This is a genomic window from Halohasta sp. A2, from assembly GCF_056175805.1.
This window is the reverse complement of record NZ_JAQFWV010000064.1, coordinates 1-18,080: the sequence shown is the minus strand read 5'-3', so window position 1 is coordinate 18,080 and position 18,080 is coordinate 1. Positions and strand designations below refer to the sequence as shown.

Here is an 18,080-nt window from a genome sequence, read left to right as displayed (position 1 = left end):
GCTTGGTAGGATCAATCGTCAGAACCAATTGAACGGTGAGTGTAATCTCGATTGGGGACTCTTTCATTCTAGCACCGAAACAGTCCCCTTCCTCTAACGTATCAACTGCTACTTCGTTGCGGTGAGTATTGGCTTGGTTCTAAACGATCCTGAGACGCGACCAAATATTTATTTGAAAACATTAATGTGTGTGGTACAATCATTTCTTTACAAAGGTCAATGGGCAAAAAAGGATATATCCGTCGAAATAATATTTTTGTAAAAATCACACCCATCAATGTGGAACTATGAGTTCATTCTTATCTAGATATATCAAATCAAAATATATAATATTTTTATGTGCTTTTATTAGCATGTCTCAAGTAGTAAGTGTGATACTACGGCTCACATATTCAGAAACCCTTGTTGAGTCAACACCAATTCTAATCTTGGCATTACTTGTGCCAATTATTTACATGGGTAATAACTCAATTGTGAACATATTTATTCATTTCGGTGATAATCTTTTAGGTATAGATGCAATAGCAGAACCATATGTTGGTTTATCTATCCAATTAGTTTATGCACTCACTCTAATAATCATCGCATATGGAGTATATAAGTCATCCACAAGATTGCTGAGGTTCGGGTTTTATTTCTTTATATTCAGTATGGCTGCATCTATCGTTGAAGTATTACTAGAGTTATTTGATCTTCTTAATGGTGGAATATATTTTGCGTTAGTTAGTGTTCTTTTGACAACTGTGGGCACATATCTGATATACAAATTTAATAATGTTAGATTATTGAATACAACAAGTTCTAAAAGAGAGTTGGATAAAAATCAAACCTCAAAAGAAAATACACAGAAAAACAATGTTGATGAATATAAAAACCGTGGTTATTGTTCTTTTTGTGGCACAGAAATAAAATTTGGCGGAGATTTTTGTGGTAATTGTCGTGAACCACTAGACACTAATCGGGGAACAGCTCGCCGAACCAAAATTAATGGAAATATAACACTACTAGACGTAGTATTGAATCAATTAGATTCACAACAAAAGAAGCAATTAACAGGTGTAGGATCTAGTTTGGTTATACTTGGTGCACTAATGCCGTGGATGTCTGCATCTGTTCTTGGATCTAACCTCATTATTAGAGGTGTTGATACTGATGGAATATTTACTTTAATAGGTGGTGTTGTCATTTTAGTATTACTAGTATTTAATAATTGGAATAGAAAGAATAAACAACTATCGCTTCTTATTGGAACTCTAATAGGATTTTTTAGTATAATGTATATTATAGATCCACTATACTGGGGTCATATCCCTGACGATGAATTTGCACGCGGGATTATTAATATTAGAAATGGATTGTATGTTACTCTGGTTGGTAGTATATTAATAGTGGTTTCTGTGATAGAATCAATCGACAGCTACTGACACTCCATTCTATTGTGGTATCTATGACTAGTCTCTGTTCAACTAGATTGTTTTCTTCTCAGTGTAGACCATCTCTTTCATCTTGACTCCCTCTGATGAAATCTATGTTAAAATCTCTATAATTACTAATGATGTGTCAGCATCATAGTACAATTCAAGTTACAAAAGAGGGGTGGTGATATGTTGTCCTAATTTACTCTTTATCTGATATTAATGCCAAGTCTCATCACAGAACAAATAGGAACTTTCCCAGTAAAATGGGCAATAATATTGACTAATATTGTGAACCGTAGGGCACAGATGATTCCAGGTTTGGTTCGGAACGATCTCTGTCGTCTCCTACAGTTCAGTGCTAGTTCTCCACAAGGCCTAAGATCCGTGCGCGCCAACTCTTAGCCAGATGCCAGACGGAAGGGGGTGCCGTTCCCCTGGTGAACGAACTCAACCCGTCTATATCGCCGATTAGAGGACAACACCGTCGTCGTCACGCGATGTTCACGACTCAGGATCGTGAGGAGCAAAAGCGGGCTGGACGCGATTTGAACACGCGACCGACGGATTAAGAGTCCGTCGCTCTGCCAAACTGAGCTACCAGCCCTCACGTGCTTCTTTCCGGTAGGACCTAAAAGGCGTTTCCTTCTGTCTGTCTCAGCAGTCGGCCTGTCGACTCCGTGAAAGCGACCAGGTCGACCCCGGCTGATGCCATCGTCTTTCCTACGAACGAAAAATACTCACAAAACACACACAGTTTTAGTCGCTGGGTCGTGAATCCACGGTAATGCAACCGAGTGCGGATGTCTGTGTCCTCCTGCCGACTCTCAACGAGTCCGAGACGATCGTCGACGTCATACAGGCGTATCAAATGCTCGGCTTCGACGACGTGCTGGTAGTCGACGGTGGCTCGGCGGACGATACTCGCGAGCGGGCGCGAACAGCAGGCGCACGCGTGACAACGCAGTCAGGAACGGGTAAGGGCCAAGCGATCCGAGAGGCGGTCGACTCCATCGACGCCGAGTACGTTCTCATGGTGGATGCGGATATGACGTATCGGGCCGACGACGCCGAGCGAATGCTCGAACCGCTGTTCGTCGGTGGGTTCGATCACGTTATCGGAAACCGGTTTGCCAACATGGAGCCGGGTGCGATGACTCGGCTCAACAAGCTCGGCAATCGACTCATTAACCGTTCGTTTCGGTTTATTCACGGTGAGGACTACCGGGACATTCTCTCGGGGTATCGCGCGTTTCGAACTGACTCGCTTCGGGAACTCGCACTGTCGGCCGACGGGTTCGGTATTGAAACCGAAATGGCCGTCGAGTGTGCGAAAAACGGCGTCAAAACCGATGTCGTTCCAGTGAGCTACCATCCTCGGCCCGATGGCTCGTCGACGAATCTCCATCCGATCAAGGACGGCGGAATCATCTTCATGGAGCTGTATCGAAAGGCGAAAACGAGCAATCCACTCTTTTATTTCGGAAGCGTCGGACTACTGTCGACACTCACTGGCCTCGCACTTTCGGCATTCGTCATCGTTCGGTGGTTCATGTACAGCGTCGGCCACGAGATCATCGCAGTGGGCGCAACCGCGTTCGTCCTGTTCGGCGTGCAGTTACTGATGTTCGGCGTACTTGCGGATCTGATTCTCTCGTTGCACAACGAACAGCTCACACGCATCGACCGACTCGAAGCCGCTGCCGCGGGCCCTGAACAGCTGTCCGACTCAAAGTCATCCTCACAATCGCCACAGTCGACCGCCGAGCAGTCACCGGAATCAACCGCCGAAAAGTCGACGGAACCGACTGCAGCCGAACCGGCGACGAACCCGGAGTAGGGGTTCGACTGGGTAACTCAAAACGGCAGTAATGCCCTGATCCGGCCCATAACGCTGTTTCCGGCTTGTTTTCGGTGCTCTTCGAACACCGGGTGAAGTAAATCGAGAAGCGCGGCTTGGCTGTCGAACTCGGTTTGTGGGAGTCGGTCGAGCGCGGTTCGGAGCTCGATCGTATTGCCAGCTCCGTCGACTGGGATCGCGGTATCGTCGATCGCCGCACAGAGTTCGCTACTCGTCGTCGGAAACTCGATATCAGCGTCATCGAGCCGCGCAGCGAGCGCAGCGATACCGAACTCGATGACAGCCGGCTCCCGCGTTTCGTTCTGCGGTGGTCTGGCTCCCATTGAACCGGTGTTCGAACGCAAATCGTAAAAATCCAGTCGTACTCGACTGACTCTCCGAGACAAAAAACAGGTGGTTTATTCGGCCCGCAACCGGTGAGAGCGGTATGGCCGACTACACGACGGTCTCGATTCCGAAAGAGCTGGCCGAACGGGTCGACGAGACGATCGAAGGGACGAGTTTCACGTCGACGAGCGATCTGGTTCGGTTTCTACTCCGCAGTATTGTCATTCAACATCAGCGCGAGGGGCGGCTGACCGAAGACCAGTTCACCGAGATCACCGATCAACTCCGTGATCTGGGATATCTGGAGTAGGCTATTCGATCGACTCGATGGGCGGTTCGGCGTCCAAGCGGATGAGTCCAAGCCGTCGGCCACTTCGGTCGAACGCAACCACTGATTCTGGCTCCCACGGTGGAACGGCGAGCAACACCACGCTCGCCAAGTCATCCGTTTTCGTAATCGCACGCGGTCCTGTCGGGTGTGAAACGAACCGGGCCTGTGCGCCACCGGATGGCGTGCCGAGATCGACCCCGAAAACGGCGTTGACCGAGCCAGCGGCGTCGGGGAGATAGAAATGCGAGAGCACTGGTGTTGTCGGCTCGATGTCTTGGAGGTGACTGTCGACGCCCGCCAACTTCCCGGCAGGCGTGGCCGCAACGGGTACGTTTGCTTGCTGGGGGTCGCGCTCTTTGGCGAACTCGATGAGGACCTCGATGAGACCCTCGGTAGCGTAGACGGTCACTAATTCCCCGTTATGAACTGCCTAACAGTCTTCCCATAGAGCGGGAGTGCGTTCCGTTTGGATGACGAGAGGGCGTCGTCAAGCGCACCAACCGCATCCGTGAGGACCCCTTTACCATGACCTACTAGCACTGCTTGTGGACTGAACTGGCTGAGTGACTCACGCGGCGGTGTGAGCCGTAACATCGGATGCACGCCGAGTCGCTCACCGTCGGCGAGAAAGTAGTCGGCAGTGCCGACCGACTCTGGGACGACGAGCGTTCCCGTCTCGCGATTGTAGAGTCCGGCCTCCTGCCACGGCGGAACCGACGTCTTCCGGATGCGAAACAGCTCGTAGTTCGACTCGCCGAGTTGCCCTTCGGCCCGTCGGACCGAGGTGTTGATCTCCGAGGCGACACCGGACATCCAGTGTGGGATATGCACGGGCACCTCGTGTCGACGGGCGATTACGGCGGCATCTCGTTTATGGCGGTCCAAACAGACAACGATGCCAGCGACATCACCGAACTCGGCGAGCAACTCGTCGAGGTTCGGCGCGTCGACCGGGTCGACGAGCCAGAGTCCCTCATCGGTCTCGAGGGCGTGACTCGCCCGCTGCATCGTCTCGTCGGGGTAAGCGATCCAGCCGACGCCCCCGTCGAACCGGTCTATCTCACGGAGCGTCGTCGAGCCGTCTCCTTTCATCGGCATGCGTGAGTGGAGGTGCCGAACGGGCTTAAATCCGGGCTCGGGCTCAGAGCCGGTCGGTATTGATCTGAATCTCGTCCGGTGTGACGATCAGGAACTCCCGGAAATGCATGAGTTCGCCACCCATGTCTTTGACTTCGCGAGCGAACCCTGCGGCGAGCGTGTTGAGATCCCCTTCGACCGAGAGCACGAGGACGTTGCCCTGTGTGACGGCCTGAATCCATTCGTCCGCCGGTGTCTCACCGTTGAGCACACCCAAAACCACCTGGTCGCTCGGCAGGTCGCCCAGTTCTGCTTCCGCGTCTCGTAGATCGAGATCGAAGTCGGTCATACTGATGGGTTATCAGCCGAGACAAAAAGCGTTCGGACGGTGGTGGTCTGTGAACGCCGTCTGGTCGACGCCCGGGTCGTTCACAGAAGCGGTGATTTTATATGCGTTGTCGGCCTTCGACCCAAGTACATGTCTCACAAAGACACGGAGGACTTGTCGGATTCACCGGCGGATCGAGTTCTTCGAGGGCACATTAGACAGCACTGACGAGATAGAGTCAGTACGAATTTTCGACACAACGCTGCGTGACGGCGAGCAGTCGCCACGCACGTCGTTCGACTACAATGACAAGCGCGCCATCGCCGAGCTGCTCGACGAGATGGGCACCCACGTCATCGAGGCTGGGTTCCCCGTCAACTCCGAGCCGGAGTTCGAGGCGGTCTCGGACATTGCGGCGTCGACCGATGCGACGACCTGTGGGTTAGCCCGGGTCGTCGACAAGGACGTCGAGGCGGCGATCGACGCGGGCGTGGATATGGTCCACGTCTTCGTGAGCACAAGCGACGTGCAGCTCCAGGATTCGATGCACGCCAGCCGCGATGAAGCGATCTCGCGGGCGGTTCACTGCATCGAGATGGTCCGGGATGCTGGTCTCGAAGTCATGTTCTCACCGATGGACGCCACCCGGACGAACGAGGCGTTCCTCATCAAGGTAGTCGAGGCAGTCAGCGAGGCTGGCGTCGACTGGATCAACATTCCCGACACCTGCGGCGTCGCAACCCCCTCGCGGTTTGCGAAGCTGATCGAGGTAGTCGGCGAACACACCGACGCACGGATCGACGTTCACACACACGACGACTTCGGGCTGGCGAGCGCAAACGCGATGTCGGGGTTCGAGGCCGGTGCCCACCAGGCGCAGGTCTCGGTCAACGGCATCGGCGAGCGCGCTGGTAACGCCGCCTTCGAGGAGGTCGTGATGTCGGCCGAGAGCCTCTACAACGTGGATACCGGGATCGACACCACCCGGATCACCGAGTTGGCTCGGTTGGTCGAAGAGAAATCGGATATCCCGATTCCCGTGAACAAGGCGGTTGTCGGCCGCAACGCGTTCGCCCACGAGAGCGGGATTCACGCCGCGGGCGTGATGGAAAACACCGACACGTTCGAACCCGGCGTGATGACCCCCGAGATGGTCGGCGCGTCCCGCGAATTCGTGCTCGGCAAACACACCGGGACCCACTCGGTTCGTAAGCGCTTGGAGGACGCTGGCTACGAGCCGACCGACCCCGAAGTCCGAGCGGTCACGAAGCTCGTCAAGGAGTTCGGTGCCGAAAAGCAGGCGGTCACCGACAGCGTCATCCAGCGGTTCGCCGAGGAGGTCGGCGTGCGGCAACCCGAGGAGGTCCGAACCTGATGGCCGCTTCGGGGGTAGTTTTCGCCGGTGAGCGACAGCACCAGCCGTCGACACGGCGACCAACGCGTAAGTATTATACTGACAGACGTTGTTGGCATGAATACAATGCGACAGCGTACCCTCGTTCACGGCCCACAGCTTCGTGGAGCCGTCGCTGTCGACGTCATCGGTATCGTAGGGGCCTGAGCCCCTTTTCCACTTTTCCTCACCGAGACGAACCGAATTTCCAGTATTCCACCGAGCGGGTGGTCACGAGGACTCAGACAGCAGACAATGACCAGTAGCCAACACACAGATCAGCCGAGACGCACAGCCACCGAACCGACAGCAGCCTATCGAGGAGGAACCCTCACATGAGCGACTCCGCACAGACTACCGCCGATCCAGCAACCGACGCAGAGACGTCGACCGACACCGAAGAGCAGGCAACCGAAACCGACCCAGTCACCGATGGCTCGTCATCGGTCGTTCGCGCGCTCGAAAACGCGGGCGTCGAACACGCCTTCGGCGTTCAGGGCGGTGCAATCATGCCGATCTACGACGCGCTGTGGGATTCCGATATCGAACACATCACGATGGCCCACGAGCAGGGGGCCTCGCATGCGGCCGATGCATACGGCGTCGTCGCTAGCTCGCCGGGGATCTGTCTGGCTACCTCGGGTCCAGGGGCGACGAACCTCGTGACCGGGATCGCCGACGCCAACATGGACTCGGACGCGATGGTCGCGCTGACCGGCCAGGTGCCAAGCCACATGGTCGGTTCGGATGCGTTCCAAGAGACCGATACGACCGGCGTCACAATGCCGATCACCAAACACAACTGGTTCGCCAACTCCGCCGACACCATCGGCAACACGGTCGGTCAAGCCTTTGCACTGGCCGAATCCGGCCGCCCCGGCCCGACGCTGGTCGACCTCCCGAAGGACGTGAGCTTCGAAGAAACCGAGATCGAACCGGGCGAGCCAACGCTGCCGGCTGGCTCAAAGCCGCCGACCACGGCCGACCCCGAGCACATCGAAGCCGCAGCCCGTGCAATCGAGCGAGCCGAAAAGCCCCTCCTCCTGCTCGGCGGCGGCGTGATGAAGGCCAATGCCTGTGAGACTGCCCGCGCGTTCGCGCGTGATCACGGTATTCCGGTCGTCACAACCATGCCCGGTATCGGCACCTTCCCCGAGGACGACGAACTCTGTCTCTCGTGGGCCGGAATGCACGGAACGGGCTACGCTAACATGGCGATCACCCATACCGATTGCTTGATCGGCGTCGGCACCCGATTCGATGACCGCCTGACCGGCGGCATCGACACCTTCGCGCCCGAGGCAGAGGTCGTCCACGTCGACATCGATCCCGCCGAAATCTCGAAAAACATTCACGCCGACTACGCCTGTATCGGCGACGCGGGGGCAGTGCTCGATCAGCTCACTGCTGAGATCGACCACGCGCCCGACGCCCGCGAGTGGCGCGAGCAGTGCCAGACGTGGACCGAGGAGTACCCGATGGATTACGAGGTCGACGAGAACGCCCCGCTCCGACCTGAGTTCATCGTTGAAGCCTTCGACGAGGCGACCAATGACAACACGATCGTCACCTCCGGAGTCGGCCAACACCAGATGTGGGCTGCCCAATACTGGGAGTTCACTGAGCCCCGAACGTGGGTTTCATCACACGGACTCGGTACGATGGGGTACGGACTTCCCGCGACAATCGGCGCGCGGTTTGCGGCCGACGACGACCAGGATATCGTCTGTTTCGACGGAGATGGGTCGTTCCTCATGACGCTCCAAGAGCTCTCGGTCGCCGTGCGTGAGGACCTCGATATCACGATCGCCGTGCTCAACAACGAGTACGTCGGGATGGTCCGCCAATGGCAAGACGCCTTTTTCCAGGGTCGACACATGGCCTCGGAGTACAATTGGATGCCGGAGTTCGACAAACTGGCCCAGGCCTTCGGGGCCCAGGGCTGGCGCGTCGACAACTACGACGAGGTCGCTCCCGCGATCGAGGAAGCACTCGCCTACGATGGACCCTCGGTCATCGACTTCCACATCGATCCCGAAGCCAACGTCTATCCGATGGTCGCCAGCGGCGCACCAAATGGCAAGTTCGCACTCTCGGAGGATCAGCTATGAGCGAGAACGCACAGGGTCTCGAAGGCCCACGACCGGAGGAGCGGCCCCACCCGGATGGGCGGCGAAACAGTCAGGGAATCAGGATCGACCCTGAAGTCGAGGCCGAACCCGACACCCGCACGGCGATGGTGTCGGCGCTGGTCGAACACGAACCGGGCGTGCTGGCGCGCGTCTCGGGACTGTTCAGTCGTCGACAGTTCAACATCGAGAGCCTCACTGTCGGACCGACGACGGTCGAGGGCAACGCCCGAATCACGCTGATCGTCGAGGAAACCGAGCCAGGTATCGAGCAGGTCAAAAAGCAGTTGGCGAAGCTCAAACCCGTGATCTCTGTCGGCGAACTCGAATCGCGAGCGATCCGCTCCGAACTCGTCTTGCTCAAGGTTCGCGGCGACGAGCCCGACAAGGTCCAGGCGATCACCCAGATGTACGACGGGTCGACGCTGGATGCCGGTCCGCGGACAATCACGGTCCAGCTGACCGGCAAACACGACGAGATTGAGGATGCCCTAGACGCCTACCGCCAGTTCGGCATTATCGAGATCGCCCGGACCGGCCCGACCGCGCTTTCGCGTGGTGACCGGCCGACGACACCCGGCGAGAAGCCCGCTGCGGAGGCAACGGCTGTGGGTATCGAAGCCGACGGCGGTACGGAACAGGAAAACGACAGTGAGAGCCAAGCCGAAACCACCAACTAACAGCGGTTATCATTCACACATACATGACAGACGAACTCGACACGACGATCTACTACGACGACGACGCAGACCAGAGCTATCTCGACGACATCACGGTCGCAATCCTCGGCTACGGCAGCCAGGGCCACGCCCACGCCCAGAACCTCCACGACAGCGGGGTCGACGTGGTCGTCGGCCTCCGTGAGGATTCGTCCTCGCGCGCGGCCGCGAAAGCCGACGGACTCGATGTCGCGACCCCCGTAGAGGCCGCCGCCCAGGCCGAGGTTGTCTCAATTCTCGTCCCCGATACGGTCCAGCCCGCGGTGTACGACCAGATCAAAGACGAACTCAACGAAGGCGACACCCTCCAGTTCGCCCACGGCTTCAACATCCACTACAATCAGATCCAGCCAAGCGACGACATCGACGTCACGCTCGTCGCCCCCAAATCGCCAGGCCACCTCGTACGACGAAACTACGAGGCAGGCGAGGGCACACCAGGTCTGGTTGCGATCTACCAGGATGTCACTGGCGACGCCAAAGAACGTGCGCTCGCCTACGCGAAGGGTGTCGGCTGTACCCGCGCTGGAACCATCGAAACCTCGTTCCAAGAAGAGACCGAAACCGATCTGTTCGGCGAGCAGGCCGTCCTCTGTGGCGGTGTGACGAGCCTCGTCAAACAGGGCTACGAGACGCTCGTCGAGGCGGGTTACAGCCCCGAGATGGCCTACTTCGAGTGTATGAACGAGCTCAAACTGATCGTCGATCTGATGTACGAGGGTGGGCTCAGCGAGATGTGGGACTCGGTTTCGTACACCGCAGAGTACGGCGGACTCACCCGCGGCGACCGCGTCGTCGACGAGCACGCCCGCGAGCAGATGGAGCTGGTTCTCGAAGAGGTCCAGGACGGCACCTTTGCCCGCCAGTGGATTCTCGAAAACCAGGCTGGGCGGCCGAACTACAGCCAGCTTCGAGACGCCGAAGAGAACCACGAGATCGAACAGGTCGGCGAGGAACTGCGCGGGCTGTTCTCGTGGGCTGACGGGGACGAAGAGTAAAGCCGACAGATGACCAACAAACACACAACCGGAGCTAACAGATGAGCAACCGAACGCTGTACGACAAAGTATGGGATCGACACACGGTCACGACGCTGCCGACCGGACAGACACAGCTGTTTGTCGGGCTCCACCTCATTCACGAGGTCACGAGCCCCCAGGCGTTCGGCATGCTTCGCGAGCGCGGACTCGACGTCGCCTACCCGAAACTGACCCACGCAACCGTCGACCACATCGTCCCGACGGCCGACCAGTCTCGCCCCTACGGCGACGACGCGGCCGAGACGATGATGGCCGAACTCGAAGCGAACGTTCGCGACTCGGGCATCGTCTTCGACAACCCCGACACCGGCAACCAGGGCATCGTCCACGTCATCGGCCCCGAGCAGGGAATCACCCAGCCTGGCATGACGATTGTCTGTGGTGACAGTCACACCTCTACCCACGGGGCGTTCGGTGCGCTCGCGTTCGGGATCGGCACCAGCCAGATCCGCGACGTCCTCGCAACGGGGACGATTGCGATGGAAAAACAGAAGGTCCGAAAGATCAAGGTCACCGGCGAGCTCGGTGAGGGCGTCACCGCCAAGGACATCATCCTCACGATCATCCGGAAACTCGGCACCGACGGCGGGGTCGGCTACGTCTACGAGTACGCCGGAGAGGCCATTGAGAACCTTGGGATGGAAGGCCGCATGAGCATCTGTAATATGTCCATCGAGGGCGGTGCTCGCGCGGGCTACGTCAACCCTGACGAGACCACCTACGAGTGGCTCGAACAGACTGATGCGTTCAAGGACGAACCCGAACGGTTCGCCGAACTCAAAGAGTACTGGGAGTCGATCCGCAGCGACGACGACGCCGAGTACGACGATATCGTCACCATCGACGGCTCCGAGATCGAGCCGGTCGTCACCTGGGGGACCACCCCCGGTCAGGGAATCGGCATCTCCGAGCAGATCCCGGAGCCCGAATCGCTCTCAAAAGAAAAACAGGAGACCGCCCGCGGTTCGATGAAACACATGCGCGTCGAGCCCGGCGAGTCGATGAAAGGCTACCCAATCGATGTCGCCTTCCTCGGTTCCTGTACGAACGCCCGACTGCCCGATCTGCGGGCGGCCGCAGAGTTGGTCGAGGGTCGGGAGGTCGACCCCAACGTGCGAGCGATGGTCGTCCCTGGCAGCCAGCGCGTCAAAGCCGCCGCCGAGCGAGAAGGTCTCGACGAGATCTTCAAGGCGGCCGGCTTCGAGTGGCGCGGTGCGGGCTGTTCGATGTGTCTCGGCATGAACGAGGACCAGCTCCAGGGTGACGAAGCCTGTGCCTCCTCGTCGAACCGAAACTTCGTCGGTCGTCAGGGCTCGAAGGACGGTCGAACCGTCCTGATGAGTCCGATCATGGTCGTGGCCGCTGCGGTGACCGGCGAGGTCACTGACGTCCGCGAACTCGAGGAGGTGGTCGCCGCATGAGCGACGGGCCAGCCGACCAAGTCACCCACGTTAGCGGCACCGGCATTCCAGTCCGCGGCAACGATATCGACACTGACCAGATTATCCCGGCGCGCTTTATGAAGGTCGTCACCTTCGAGGGCCTCGGCGAGTTCGCCTTCTTCGATCTGCGGTTCGATGACGACGACAACGAGAAGGACCATCCATTCAACGAGCCGCAGTTCCAGAACGCAAATGTTCTAGCGGTCAACAACAACTTCGGCTGTGGCTCCTCGCGTGAACACGCTCCACAGGCGTTGATGCGCTGGGGAATCGACGCCATCATCGGCGAGAGCTTCGCCGAGATTTTCGCGGGGAACTGTCTCGCGCTCGGAATCCCAACACTGACGGTCAGTCCCGAGGAGGCCGAAGCCCTCCAGGACTTCATCGACGCAAACCCCGATGCCGAAATCGAGGTCGACGTCGAACACGAGACAGTCACCTACGGCGAGACGGTCGTCGAGGCAACGGTCGACGATGCCCAGCGGAAGGCCCTCGTTGAGGGTGTCTGGGACACGACCGCACTGATGAAATCGAACGCGAACACAGTTCGCGAGAAGGCAAAGTCGCTGCCGTACGTTCGGGACAGCGAGATCCCAGCCGACGACTGAACGACCCGTTGCAGCTTTTTATTTGTTTACAACGGTTCCAGAGCTGTGCTTCGAGACATCGACATCCTCTTTTCAGTCCTTCACAGACAATCCATATGACTCACCAAATCGCCGTCATCGAAGGCGACGGCATCGGAGGGGAAGTGATTCCGGCAGCAATTGAGGTTCTCGAATCGCTCGATCTCGATCTCGAATTCGTCGACGGCGAGGCTGGCGACGCCGTCAAAGACGCAACAGGCGAGGCACTTCCACAGTCGACCTACGATCTGGCGGCCAACGCCGACGCAACCCTCTTCGGCGCGGCGGGCGAGACCGCCGCCGACGTGATTCTCCCGCTTCGAGACGCTGTCGAGTCGTTCGTCAACATCCGACCCGCCAAGGCGTATCCAGGAGTCGACGCTGTCCGGCCCGAGACCGACCTAGTCTTTCTCCGCGAAAATACCGAGGGTGTCTACTCGGGCCACGAGGACGACCTCTCGGACGATTTGTCGACACTGACTCGCGTCGTTACCACCTCCGCGTCCGAAAAGCTCGCCGAGTTCGCCTGCGATTATGTCGAAGACAGCGACGACCACGACGGCTTCAGCGTCGTCCACAAGGCAAACGTGATGCGCAAAACCGACGGTCGGTTCCGCGACGGCGTCGTGGGAGTGGCCGACGAACGAGGCGTCGACACCGACGAGGTGCTGATGGACGCGTTTGCGACGCACGTTTGTCTCGACCCCGAGCAGTTCGACGTGATCGTCTGTCCGAACCTCGCGGGCGACGTGCTGTCGGATCTCGCCGCTGGCCTCGTTGGGGGACTCGGCCTGCTGCCCTCCGCGAACATCGGCGACGACAACGCGCTGTTCGAGCCGGTCCACGGCACCGCCCCCGACATCGCTGGGAAGGGAATCGCCAACCCATCAGCAGCGATCCTTTCGGCAGCGATGATGCTTGATCATCTCGGCTACAGCGAGGAAGCACAGCAGGTCGAAACTGCCGTCGAGAGCGTGCTCGCCGACGGGCCGCGAACGGGTGATCTCGGTGGCGACGCCGACACCGAGACGATGACGACGGCGATCGTCGACCGACTGTAGGTCTCACGGCCTTTGTTTCAGAAAACTGACCGCGCCGTTAAGCGACTGGCAGTTGATATCCGCGCATGGTCCAGATCGATCTCAGCGAGGAGACGACAGCACGACTCGACGAGCTCCGAACGGACGACGAATCGTACGACGAAATCGTGACCGAGCTACTCAACATCTACGAAGCCGAAGAGCTGACGATGTTTCGAAGCGGCGACATCTAACTCACGTGTTTTTGTGCAGTTCGTGTGACTCAGTCGGAAGCTGTTCGCTTATCGGTGTGGTGGTCGCCTGTCGACGTCGCGAAAAGCATCACTCATAGGTAGCGGCCTCCTACTGGCCGTATGACTAACGCGTTGAGTCGACGATCCGTGCTCGCAGCGATGATTGGCGGGCTTGCGGTCGGAGGTGCCGGTTGTCTCGGAGGCGGCAGCGACGACGGTATTGAAGCCGACACGTATGGCGACTGGTTCAGTGGGGCGAGAAACTTCGAGGGGACGGCCGATCGAACCGACGAAGCCGAGATACAGGTCGCCGTTGGCTCCGGAGAGGGACTCTCGTTCGAACCAGCAGCCGTTCGCGTAACCACTGGAACGACCGTACAGTGGGAGTGGACCGGCCTCGGAAACGGCCACAACGTCGTCGAAGAAAACGGAACCTTCGAGAGCGAACTGTTGTACGATGAGGGCGAACAGTTCAGTCATACGTTCGACGAATCAGGCGTCTACCGGTACGCCTGCACCCCCCATCAGGACCAAGGCATGGTCGGGGCGGTCGACGTCGTCGAGTAGGCAGTGACTAATTTATATACTGTCGGGACGGGATCGGAGGTCGTCAAACCAGTCGCCACAGAGCCCATGACCAGTGGGGAGCTGTGCGCGGCCCCCGACGATCGAGACGGGATCGTTCGTGAGATCTGTAGCCAGTAGCGGTCCAGTCGCTAACCCACAGGCAGTCACTGAGGGGATCGCTGCGGCAGCGTGGACGGCCGCGGTTCGTGCGACCACGGCGTCGACAGTCGTTGTCACGACCGGTTCGATGCCCGCGGCTCGGGCGGCTGCGGCCGCCTCGACCGTTCGTTGTAGGCCGCCGAGAGCCATCGGTTTGAGAATCATGAAATCGGCAACGTCGGCGTCGATCACCGCTTGGACTGACGCGTTGGCTATGGATTCGTCAGCCGCAATAGCGACCCCCCGGCCCCGAAGGGAAGCGAGCCCCGTGAGGTCGGTCGACGAAAGCGGTTGTTCGAGGTATTCGATGCCGATGTTCGCCACCTGATCGACCATGCGTCGAGCAGTCGACCGATCCCATGCGCCGTTCGCGTCGAGGCGGAGTCGAACACCATCGTCGACCGCGTTATCGACCGCTTTGATTCGCTCTAAATCTCGATGTGGCTCGCGAGTACCCACTTTCAGTTTGAGCCACTCGAAGCCCTCGTCGACGGCACTCGTAGCTTTCGCTACTGTCTCATCGATCGGTCCATCACCGATCGTGGCGTTGACTGGAACTGAATCGTTGATCGATTGACCGGAGCCGAACGCGGCCTCGGAAAGAATCTCGGCAAGCGGTCGACCCGCTCGGCCGGCGATCGCATCCAATCGAGCGAGTTCGACCGCGTGTGCGGCAGCCGGGGTCTCTACTGGGTTCGGCGGCTCGAATTCGGAGGCCGTCGACTCCGTGGCGACCGTCTCCAACGCAGTTTTACATGCCTTGTATGACTCGGTCCAGCCGGCAAGCGGAGTCGCCTCACCGAGTCCACGGACACCGTCGACCGTTAGACCGACGAGGAACCCACGGCGGTCGGTGATGGCTCCGGCAGCTGTTTCGAGCGGTGAGTCGAGTTCGAGTGAAAATGTGTCGACCCACATCAGAGCGCCAACCCGACCGCGAACAACACCGAGTAGGCTGCGAGTAACTTTCCAGTGGTTTCGAGCGCGGGGTTGAGTGCAGCCCCCGAGGTCCGTGTCCAGACTGTCCGAGTAATCCAGAGCGCGACCGGGGCAGTCAACAGCGCGAGCAGTACGGTGGGAGAGAACCCTTCGACGAGCCAGAGCCAAACCGGAACCAGATAGGCAACGACCCCGAGCCCGGCGTACTCGAGTCGACTGAACCGGTAGCCGAATCGGACCGCGAGCGTTCGTTTACCAGTCGTGGCGTCCTCTTTACGGTCACGGATATTATTCACCACGAGAATGTTCGTCGAAAGCGCGGCCACCGGAAGACTGGCGACAAACGCGGTCCACGTCAGGGTTCCCGGTGGAATTGTGGTCGACAGCGTGGCGGCAAGCACAGCAGTAGCCTGTACATAATAGGTGCCCATGACGGCGATCACACCGAAGAAGACGAAAACGAACAGATCACCCAACCCGTGGTAGCCGAGTGGGTATGGACCACCCGTATAGGCGATGCCTGAGGCGACCGACAGGAGCCCGATAACTACAATCGGGAGTCCGCCGACGTAGACGAGATAGCTTCCGACGACGATCGCGGCTCCGAAGGTGAGATACATAGCCTGTTTGACACGGGAGGGAGAAATGAGGCCCGACTGAGTGACGCGCGTGAACCCTTCACGGGCCTCGGTATCTGCGCCCTGAATCGCGTCGTAATAATCGTTGGCGAAATTCGTCCCGATCTGGATGAGTGCGGCACCGACGAACGCCGCGAGTGCCGGAATCGGAGCGAACACACCGTCGTGAACGGCCAGACCGGCACCGACGACGACGGGTGCGGCTGCCGCTGGAAGTGTCTGGGGGCGGGCGGCAAGCACCCACGCACGGGTTTGAGAGAGTTCCGAACCGCTCATTGTAGACTCTCGGGTCGCCGAACCAGTGAAGCTTCGGATTTGTCGACGGACGTCCTAGGAGTAACCAGGTGAGAAAATACTTACTCAGTATATAATAAATTTTCTAATCGTGCCTGTGGAAGGGGTGAGACGGCCGTCTACGAACGCCCGTACTATTTACCGCTGGAAATAGAAAGGCCGATATGGTCAGTTACGACAACCTTCACGATCCGAACGCGGAGTACACGATGCGGGAGCTCTCCGCTGAGACGATGGGTGTCACAGGCGAACGCGGCGGCGGTCGAGACGTCGAAATCACCGATGTGCAGACGACGATGGTCGACGGCAATTTCCCGTGGACGCTCGTTCGGGTGTACACCGACGCGGGCGTCGTCGGCACGGGTGAGGCCTACTGGGGGGCAGGTGCGCCGGAACTCATCGAGCGGATGAAACCGTTCGTCATCGGCGAGAATCCCCTCGACATCGACCGGATGACCGAACATCTCGTCCAGAAGATGTCCGGCGAGGGCTCGATCGGCGGCGTCACCGTCACCGCGATATCGGGCATAGAGGTTGCTCTTCACGATCTCGCCGGGAAGATCCTCGACGTTCCGGCCTACCAGTTGTTGGGTGGCAAGTACCGCGATAAGGTCCGGGTGTACTGTGACTGCCACACCGCAGACGAGGCCGACCCGATCGCCTGTGCCGACGAAGCCGAACGCGTCGTCGACGAACTCGGCTACGATGCCCTCAAATTCGACCTTGATGTGCCCTCGGGCCATGAAAAGGATCGGGCGAACCGCCACCTGCGTGGCGTCGAGATCGACCACAAAGTGAGCATCGTCGAGGCCGTCACCGAGCGCGTCGGCTCGCGGGCGGACGTGGCGTTCGACTGCCACTGGACCTTCTCGGGCGGCAGCGCCAAACGGCTCGCCAAAGCGCTCGAACCGTACGACGTTTGGTGGCTCGAAGACCCCGTCCCGCCGGAGAATCACGATGTCCAGCGTGAGGTCACCCAGTCGACCACCACCCCCATCGGCGTCGGCGAGAACGTCTACCGGAAACACGGCCAGCGCCGCCTCATCGAGAATCAGGCCGTCGACATTATCGCCCCCGACATGCCGAAGGTCGGCGGCATGCGCGAGACTCGCAAGATCGCGGATCTCGCGGATATGTACTACGTTCCGGTGGCGATGCACAACGTCGCCTCGCCGGTGGCGACGATGGGGTCGGCCCACGTCGGTGCGGCGATTCCGAACTCCTTGGCCGTCGAGTATCACAGCTACGAACTCGGCTGGTGGGAGGATCTGGTCGAAGAGGACGTCATCGAGGACGGCTACATCGAGATTCCCGAAAAACCGGGCCTCGGCGTGACCCTCGATATGGATGCCGTCGAAGAACACATGATCGACGGCGAGACCCTATTCGATGAGGCGTGAGTGGTCTGCGCTATGTTTGAATCTACGGAGCGCGTATAGGCGCTAATGAAGGCTTCTCGTCGGACCAAGTTGGTGAAACATCTGTCGGAAAAAGAGCTTGATGACGCGATCAATGAAGCACA

General features: G+C 58.5%; 20 protein-coding genes and 1 tRNA gene. 14 read left to right on the top strand and 7 right to left on the bottom strand.

Features of this window, described 5'->3' with window-relative positions; genetic code table 11:
- Positions 1-353 precede the first annotated feature (353 nt).
- Positions 354-1,424, top strand: a complete 1,071-nt coding sequence (locus tag O2S87_RS14700; RefSeq protein WP_475409532.1) for a hypothetical protein — start codon at positions 354-356, stop codon at positions 1,422-1,424.
- A 524-nt stretch (positions 1,425-1,948) separates the two neighbouring features.
- Here the strand turns inward: O2S87_RS14700 and O2S87_RS14695 are convergent.
- Positions 1,949-2,022 (bottom strand) — tRNA-Lys (locus O2S87_RS14695).
- A gap of 180 nt (positions 2,023-2,202) precedes the next feature.
- Between O2S87_RS14695 and aglJ the strand changes: the two genes are divergently transcribed.
- Positions 2,203-3,255 (top strand): S-layer glycoprotein N-glycosyltransferase AglJ, encoded by a 1,053-nt coding sequence (gene aglJ, locus O2S87_RS14690; RefSeq protein WP_475409531.1) that lies wholly within the window; start codon positions 2,203-2,205, stop codon positions 3,253-3,255.
- A gap of 17 nt (positions 3,256-3,272) precedes the next feature.
- On the opposite strand, the gene O2S87_RS14685 is transcribed toward aglJ, so the two are convergent.
- Entirely contained in the window at positions 3,273-3,599 is a 327-nt protein-coding gene (locus O2S87_RS14685; protein WP_475409530.1) for a hypothetical protein, read from the bottom strand.
- Positions 3,600-3,703: 104 nt separating this feature from the next.
- Here O2S87_RS14685 and O2S87_RS14680 point away from each other — a divergent pair, with 104 nt between their 5' ends.
- Positions 3,704-3,913, top strand: coding sequence for a ribbon-helix-helix domain-containing protein (locus O2S87_RS14680; RefSeq protein ID WP_475409529.1), 210 nt, complete (start codon positions 3,704-3,706; stop codon positions 3,911-3,913).
- A 1-nt stretch (position 3,914) separates the two neighbouring features.
- On the opposite strand, the gene O2S87_RS14675 is transcribed toward O2S87_RS14680, so the two are convergent.
- From O2S87_RS14675 to O2S87_RS14665, 3 genes are read right to left on the bottom strand one after another with little or no spacing between them, the layout of a single operon-like run.
- On the bottom strand, positions 3,915-4,343 hold the full coding sequence (locus tag O2S87_RS14675; RefSeq protein WP_475409528.1) for a JAB/MPN domain protein-containing protein: 429 nt from the start codon (positions 4,341-4,343) through the stop codon (positions 3,915-3,917).
- Entirely contained in the window at positions 4,343-5,032 is a 690-nt protein-coding gene (locus tag O2S87_RS14670) for a hypothetical protein (RefSeq protein WP_475409527.1), read from the bottom strand. Before O2S87_RS14670 ends, O2S87_RS14675 begins: the two co-directional genes overlap by 1 nt.
- Positions 5,033-5,075: 43 nt before the next feature.
- Entirely contained in the window at positions 5,076-5,360 is a 285-nt protein-coding gene (locus O2S87_RS14665) for a DUF5779 family protein (RefSeq protein WP_475409526.1), read from the bottom strand.
- 49 nt (positions 5,361-5,409) lie between these two features.
- Between O2S87_RS14665 and O2S87_RS14660 the strand changes: the two genes are divergently transcribed.
- From O2S87_RS14660 to O2S87_RS14615, 10 genes are all read left to right on the top strand, one after another.
- Entirely contained in the window at positions 5,410-6,714 is a 1,305-nt protein-coding gene (locus O2S87_RS14660) for a LeuA family protein (protein ID WP_475409525.1), read from the top strand.
- Positions 6,715-6,741: 27 nt separating this feature from the next.
- Entirely contained in the window at positions 6,742-6,900 is a 159-nt protein-coding gene (locus tag O2S87_RS14655; protein WP_475409524.1) for a hypothetical protein, read from the top strand.
- A 167-nt stretch (positions 6,901-7,067) separates the two neighbouring features.
- Positions 7,068-8,843, top strand: a complete 1,776-nt coding sequence (gene ilvB / locus O2S87_RS14650; protein ID WP_475409523.1) for a biosynthetic-type acetolactate synthase large subunit — start codon at positions 7,068-7,070, stop codon at positions 8,841-8,843.
- A complete protein-coding gene (ilvN, locus tag O2S87_RS14645; protein ID WP_475409522.1) occupies positions 8,840-9,541 on the top strand; it encodes an acetolactate synthase small subunit in 702 nt (233 codons plus the stop codon). The genes ilvB and ilvN overlap by 4 nt, the downstream gene beginning before the upstream one ends.
- Before the next feature lie 23 nt (positions 9,542-9,564).
- Positions 9,565-10,578 carry a ketol-acid reductoisomerase gene (gene ilvC, locus O2S87_RS14640; RefSeq protein ID WP_475409521.1) on the top strand — a complete coding sequence of 338 codons (1,014 nt, stop codon included), beginning with the start codon at positions 9,565-9,567 and terminating at the stop codon, positions 10,576-10,578.
- Positions 10,579-10,619: 41 nt separating this feature from the next.
- Positions 10,620-12,041, top strand: a complete 1,422-nt coding sequence (gene leuC, locus O2S87_RS14635; protein WP_475409520.1) for a 3-isopropylmalate dehydratase large subunit — start codon at positions 10,620-10,622, stop codon at positions 12,039-12,041.
- Positions 12,038-12,670, top strand: a complete 633-nt coding sequence (gene leuD, locus O2S87_RS14630) for a 3-isopropylmalate dehydratase small subunit (RefSeq protein WP_475409519.1) — start codon at positions 12,038-12,040, stop codon at positions 12,668-12,670. Before leuC ends, leuD begins: the two co-directional genes overlap by 4 nt.
- A 95-nt stretch (positions 12,671-12,765) precedes the next feature.
- On the top strand, positions 12,766-13,749 hold the full coding sequence (locus O2S87_RS14625) for an isocitrate/isopropylmalate family dehydrogenase (protein WP_475409518.1): 984 nt from the start codon (positions 12,766-12,768) through the stop codon (positions 13,747-13,749).
- 65 nt (positions 13,750-13,814) lie between these two features.
- Complete coding sequence (locus tag O2S87_RS14620) at positions 13,815-13,961, top strand: DUF7557 family protein (RefSeq protein ID WP_475409517.1); 147 nt, start codon at positions 13,815-13,817, stop codon at positions 13,959-13,961.
- Between the two features lie 120 nt (positions 13,962-14,081).
- Complete coding sequence (locus O2S87_RS14615; protein ID WP_475409516.1) at positions 14,082-14,528, top strand: halocyanin domain-containing protein; 447 nt, start codon at positions 14,082-14,084, stop codon at positions 14,526-14,528.
- Positions 14,529-14,540: 12 nt separating this feature from the next.
- On the opposite strand, the gene menC is transcribed toward O2S87_RS14615, so the two are convergent.
- Positions 14,541-15,605: an o-succinylbenzoate synthase gene (menC, locus tag O2S87_RS14610; protein WP_475409515.1), complete on the bottom strand. Its 1,065-nt coding sequence runs from the start codon at positions 15,603-15,605 to the stop codon at positions 14,541-14,543.
- Positions 15,605-16,540, bottom strand: coding sequence for a 1,4-dihydroxy-2-naphthoate polyprenyltransferase (locus O2S87_RS14605; RefSeq protein WP_475409514.1), 936 nt, complete (start codon positions 16,538-16,540; stop codon positions 15,605-15,607). Before O2S87_RS14605 ends, menC begins: the two co-directional genes overlap by 1 nt.
- Positions 16,541-16,722: 182 nt before the next feature.
- On the opposite strand from O2S87_RS14605, the gene O2S87_RS14600 reads away from it, so the two are divergent.
- A complete protein-coding gene (locus O2S87_RS14600; RefSeq protein ID WP_475409513.1) occupies positions 16,723-17,958 on the top strand; it encodes a mandelate racemase/muconate lactonizing enzyme family protein in 1,236 nt (411 codons plus the stop codon).
- The last annotated feature ends 122 nt before the right edge of the window (positions 17,959-18,080 follow it).

What these genes read in the sequence shown, in the direction of transcription:
- O2S87_RS14700 (WP_475409532.1), top strand. Translation starts at nt 354, where the DNA reads ATGTCTCAAGTAGTAAGTGTGATACTACGGCTCACATATTCAGAAACC.
- O2S87_RS14680 (WP_475409529.1), top strand. Translation starts at nt 3,704, where the DNA reads ATGGCCGACTACACGACGGTCTCGATTCCGAAAGAGCTGGCCGAACGG.
- O2S87_RS14625 (WP_475409518.1), top strand. Translation starts at nt 12,766, where the DNA reads ATGACTCACCAAATCGCCGTCATCGAAGGCGACGGCATCGGAGGGGAA.
- O2S87_RS14665 (WP_475409526.1), bottom strand. Translation starts at nt 5,360, where the DNA reads ATGACCGACTTCGATCTCGATCTACGAGACGCGGAAGCAGAACTGGGC.
- O2S87_RS14685 (WP_475409530.1), bottom strand. Translation starts at nt 3,599, where the DNA reads ATGGGAGCCAGACCACCGCAGAACGAAACGCGGGAGCCGGCTGTCATC.
- leuC (WP_475409520.1), top strand. Translation starts at nt 10,620, where the DNA reads ATGAGCAACCGAACGCTGTACGACAAAGTATGGGATCGACACACGGTC.
- aglJ (WP_475409531.1), top strand. Translation starts at nt 2,203, where the DNA reads ATGCAACCGAGTGCGGATGTCTGTGTCCTCCTGCCGACTCTCAACGAG.
- menC (WP_475409515.1), bottom strand. Translation starts at nt 15,605, where the DNA reads ATGTGGGTCGACACATTTTCACTCGAACTCGACTCACCGCTCGAAACA.
- O2S87_RS14600 (WP_475409513.1), top strand. Translation starts at nt 16,723, where the DNA reads ATGGTCAGTTACGACAACCTTCACGATCCGAACGCGGAGTACACGATG.
- O2S87_RS14615 (WP_475409516.1), top strand. Translation starts at nt 14,082, where the DNA reads ATGACTAACGCGTTGAGTCGACGATCCGTGCTCGCAGCGATGATTGGC.
- ilvC (WP_475409521.1), top strand. Translation starts at nt 9,565, where the DNA reads ATGACAGACGAACTCGACACGACGATCTACTACGACGACGACGCAGAC.
- O2S87_RS14620 (WP_475409517.1), top strand. Translation starts at nt 13,815, where the DNA reads ATGGTCCAGATCGATCTCAGCGAGGAGACGACAGCACGACTCGACGAG.
- leuD (WP_475409519.1), top strand. Translation starts at nt 12,038, where the DNA reads ATGAGCGACGGGCCAGCCGACCAAGTCACCCACGTTAGCGGCACCGGC.
- ilvN (WP_475409522.1), top strand. Translation starts at nt 8,840, where the DNA reads ATGAGCGAGAACGCACAGGGTCTCGAAGGCCCACGACCGGAGGAGCGG.
- O2S87_RS14670 (WP_475409527.1), bottom strand. Translation starts at nt 5,032, where the DNA reads ATGCCGATGAAAGGAGACGGCTCGACGACGCTCCGTGAGATAGACCGG.
- ilvB (WP_475409523.1), top strand. Translation starts at nt 7,068, where the DNA reads ATGAGCGACTCCGCACAGACTACCGCCGATCCAGCAACCGACGCAGAG.
- O2S87_RS14605 (WP_475409514.1), bottom strand. Translation starts at nt 16,540, where the DNA reads ATGAGCGGTTCGGAACTCTCTCAAACCCGTGCGTGGGTGCTTGCCGCC.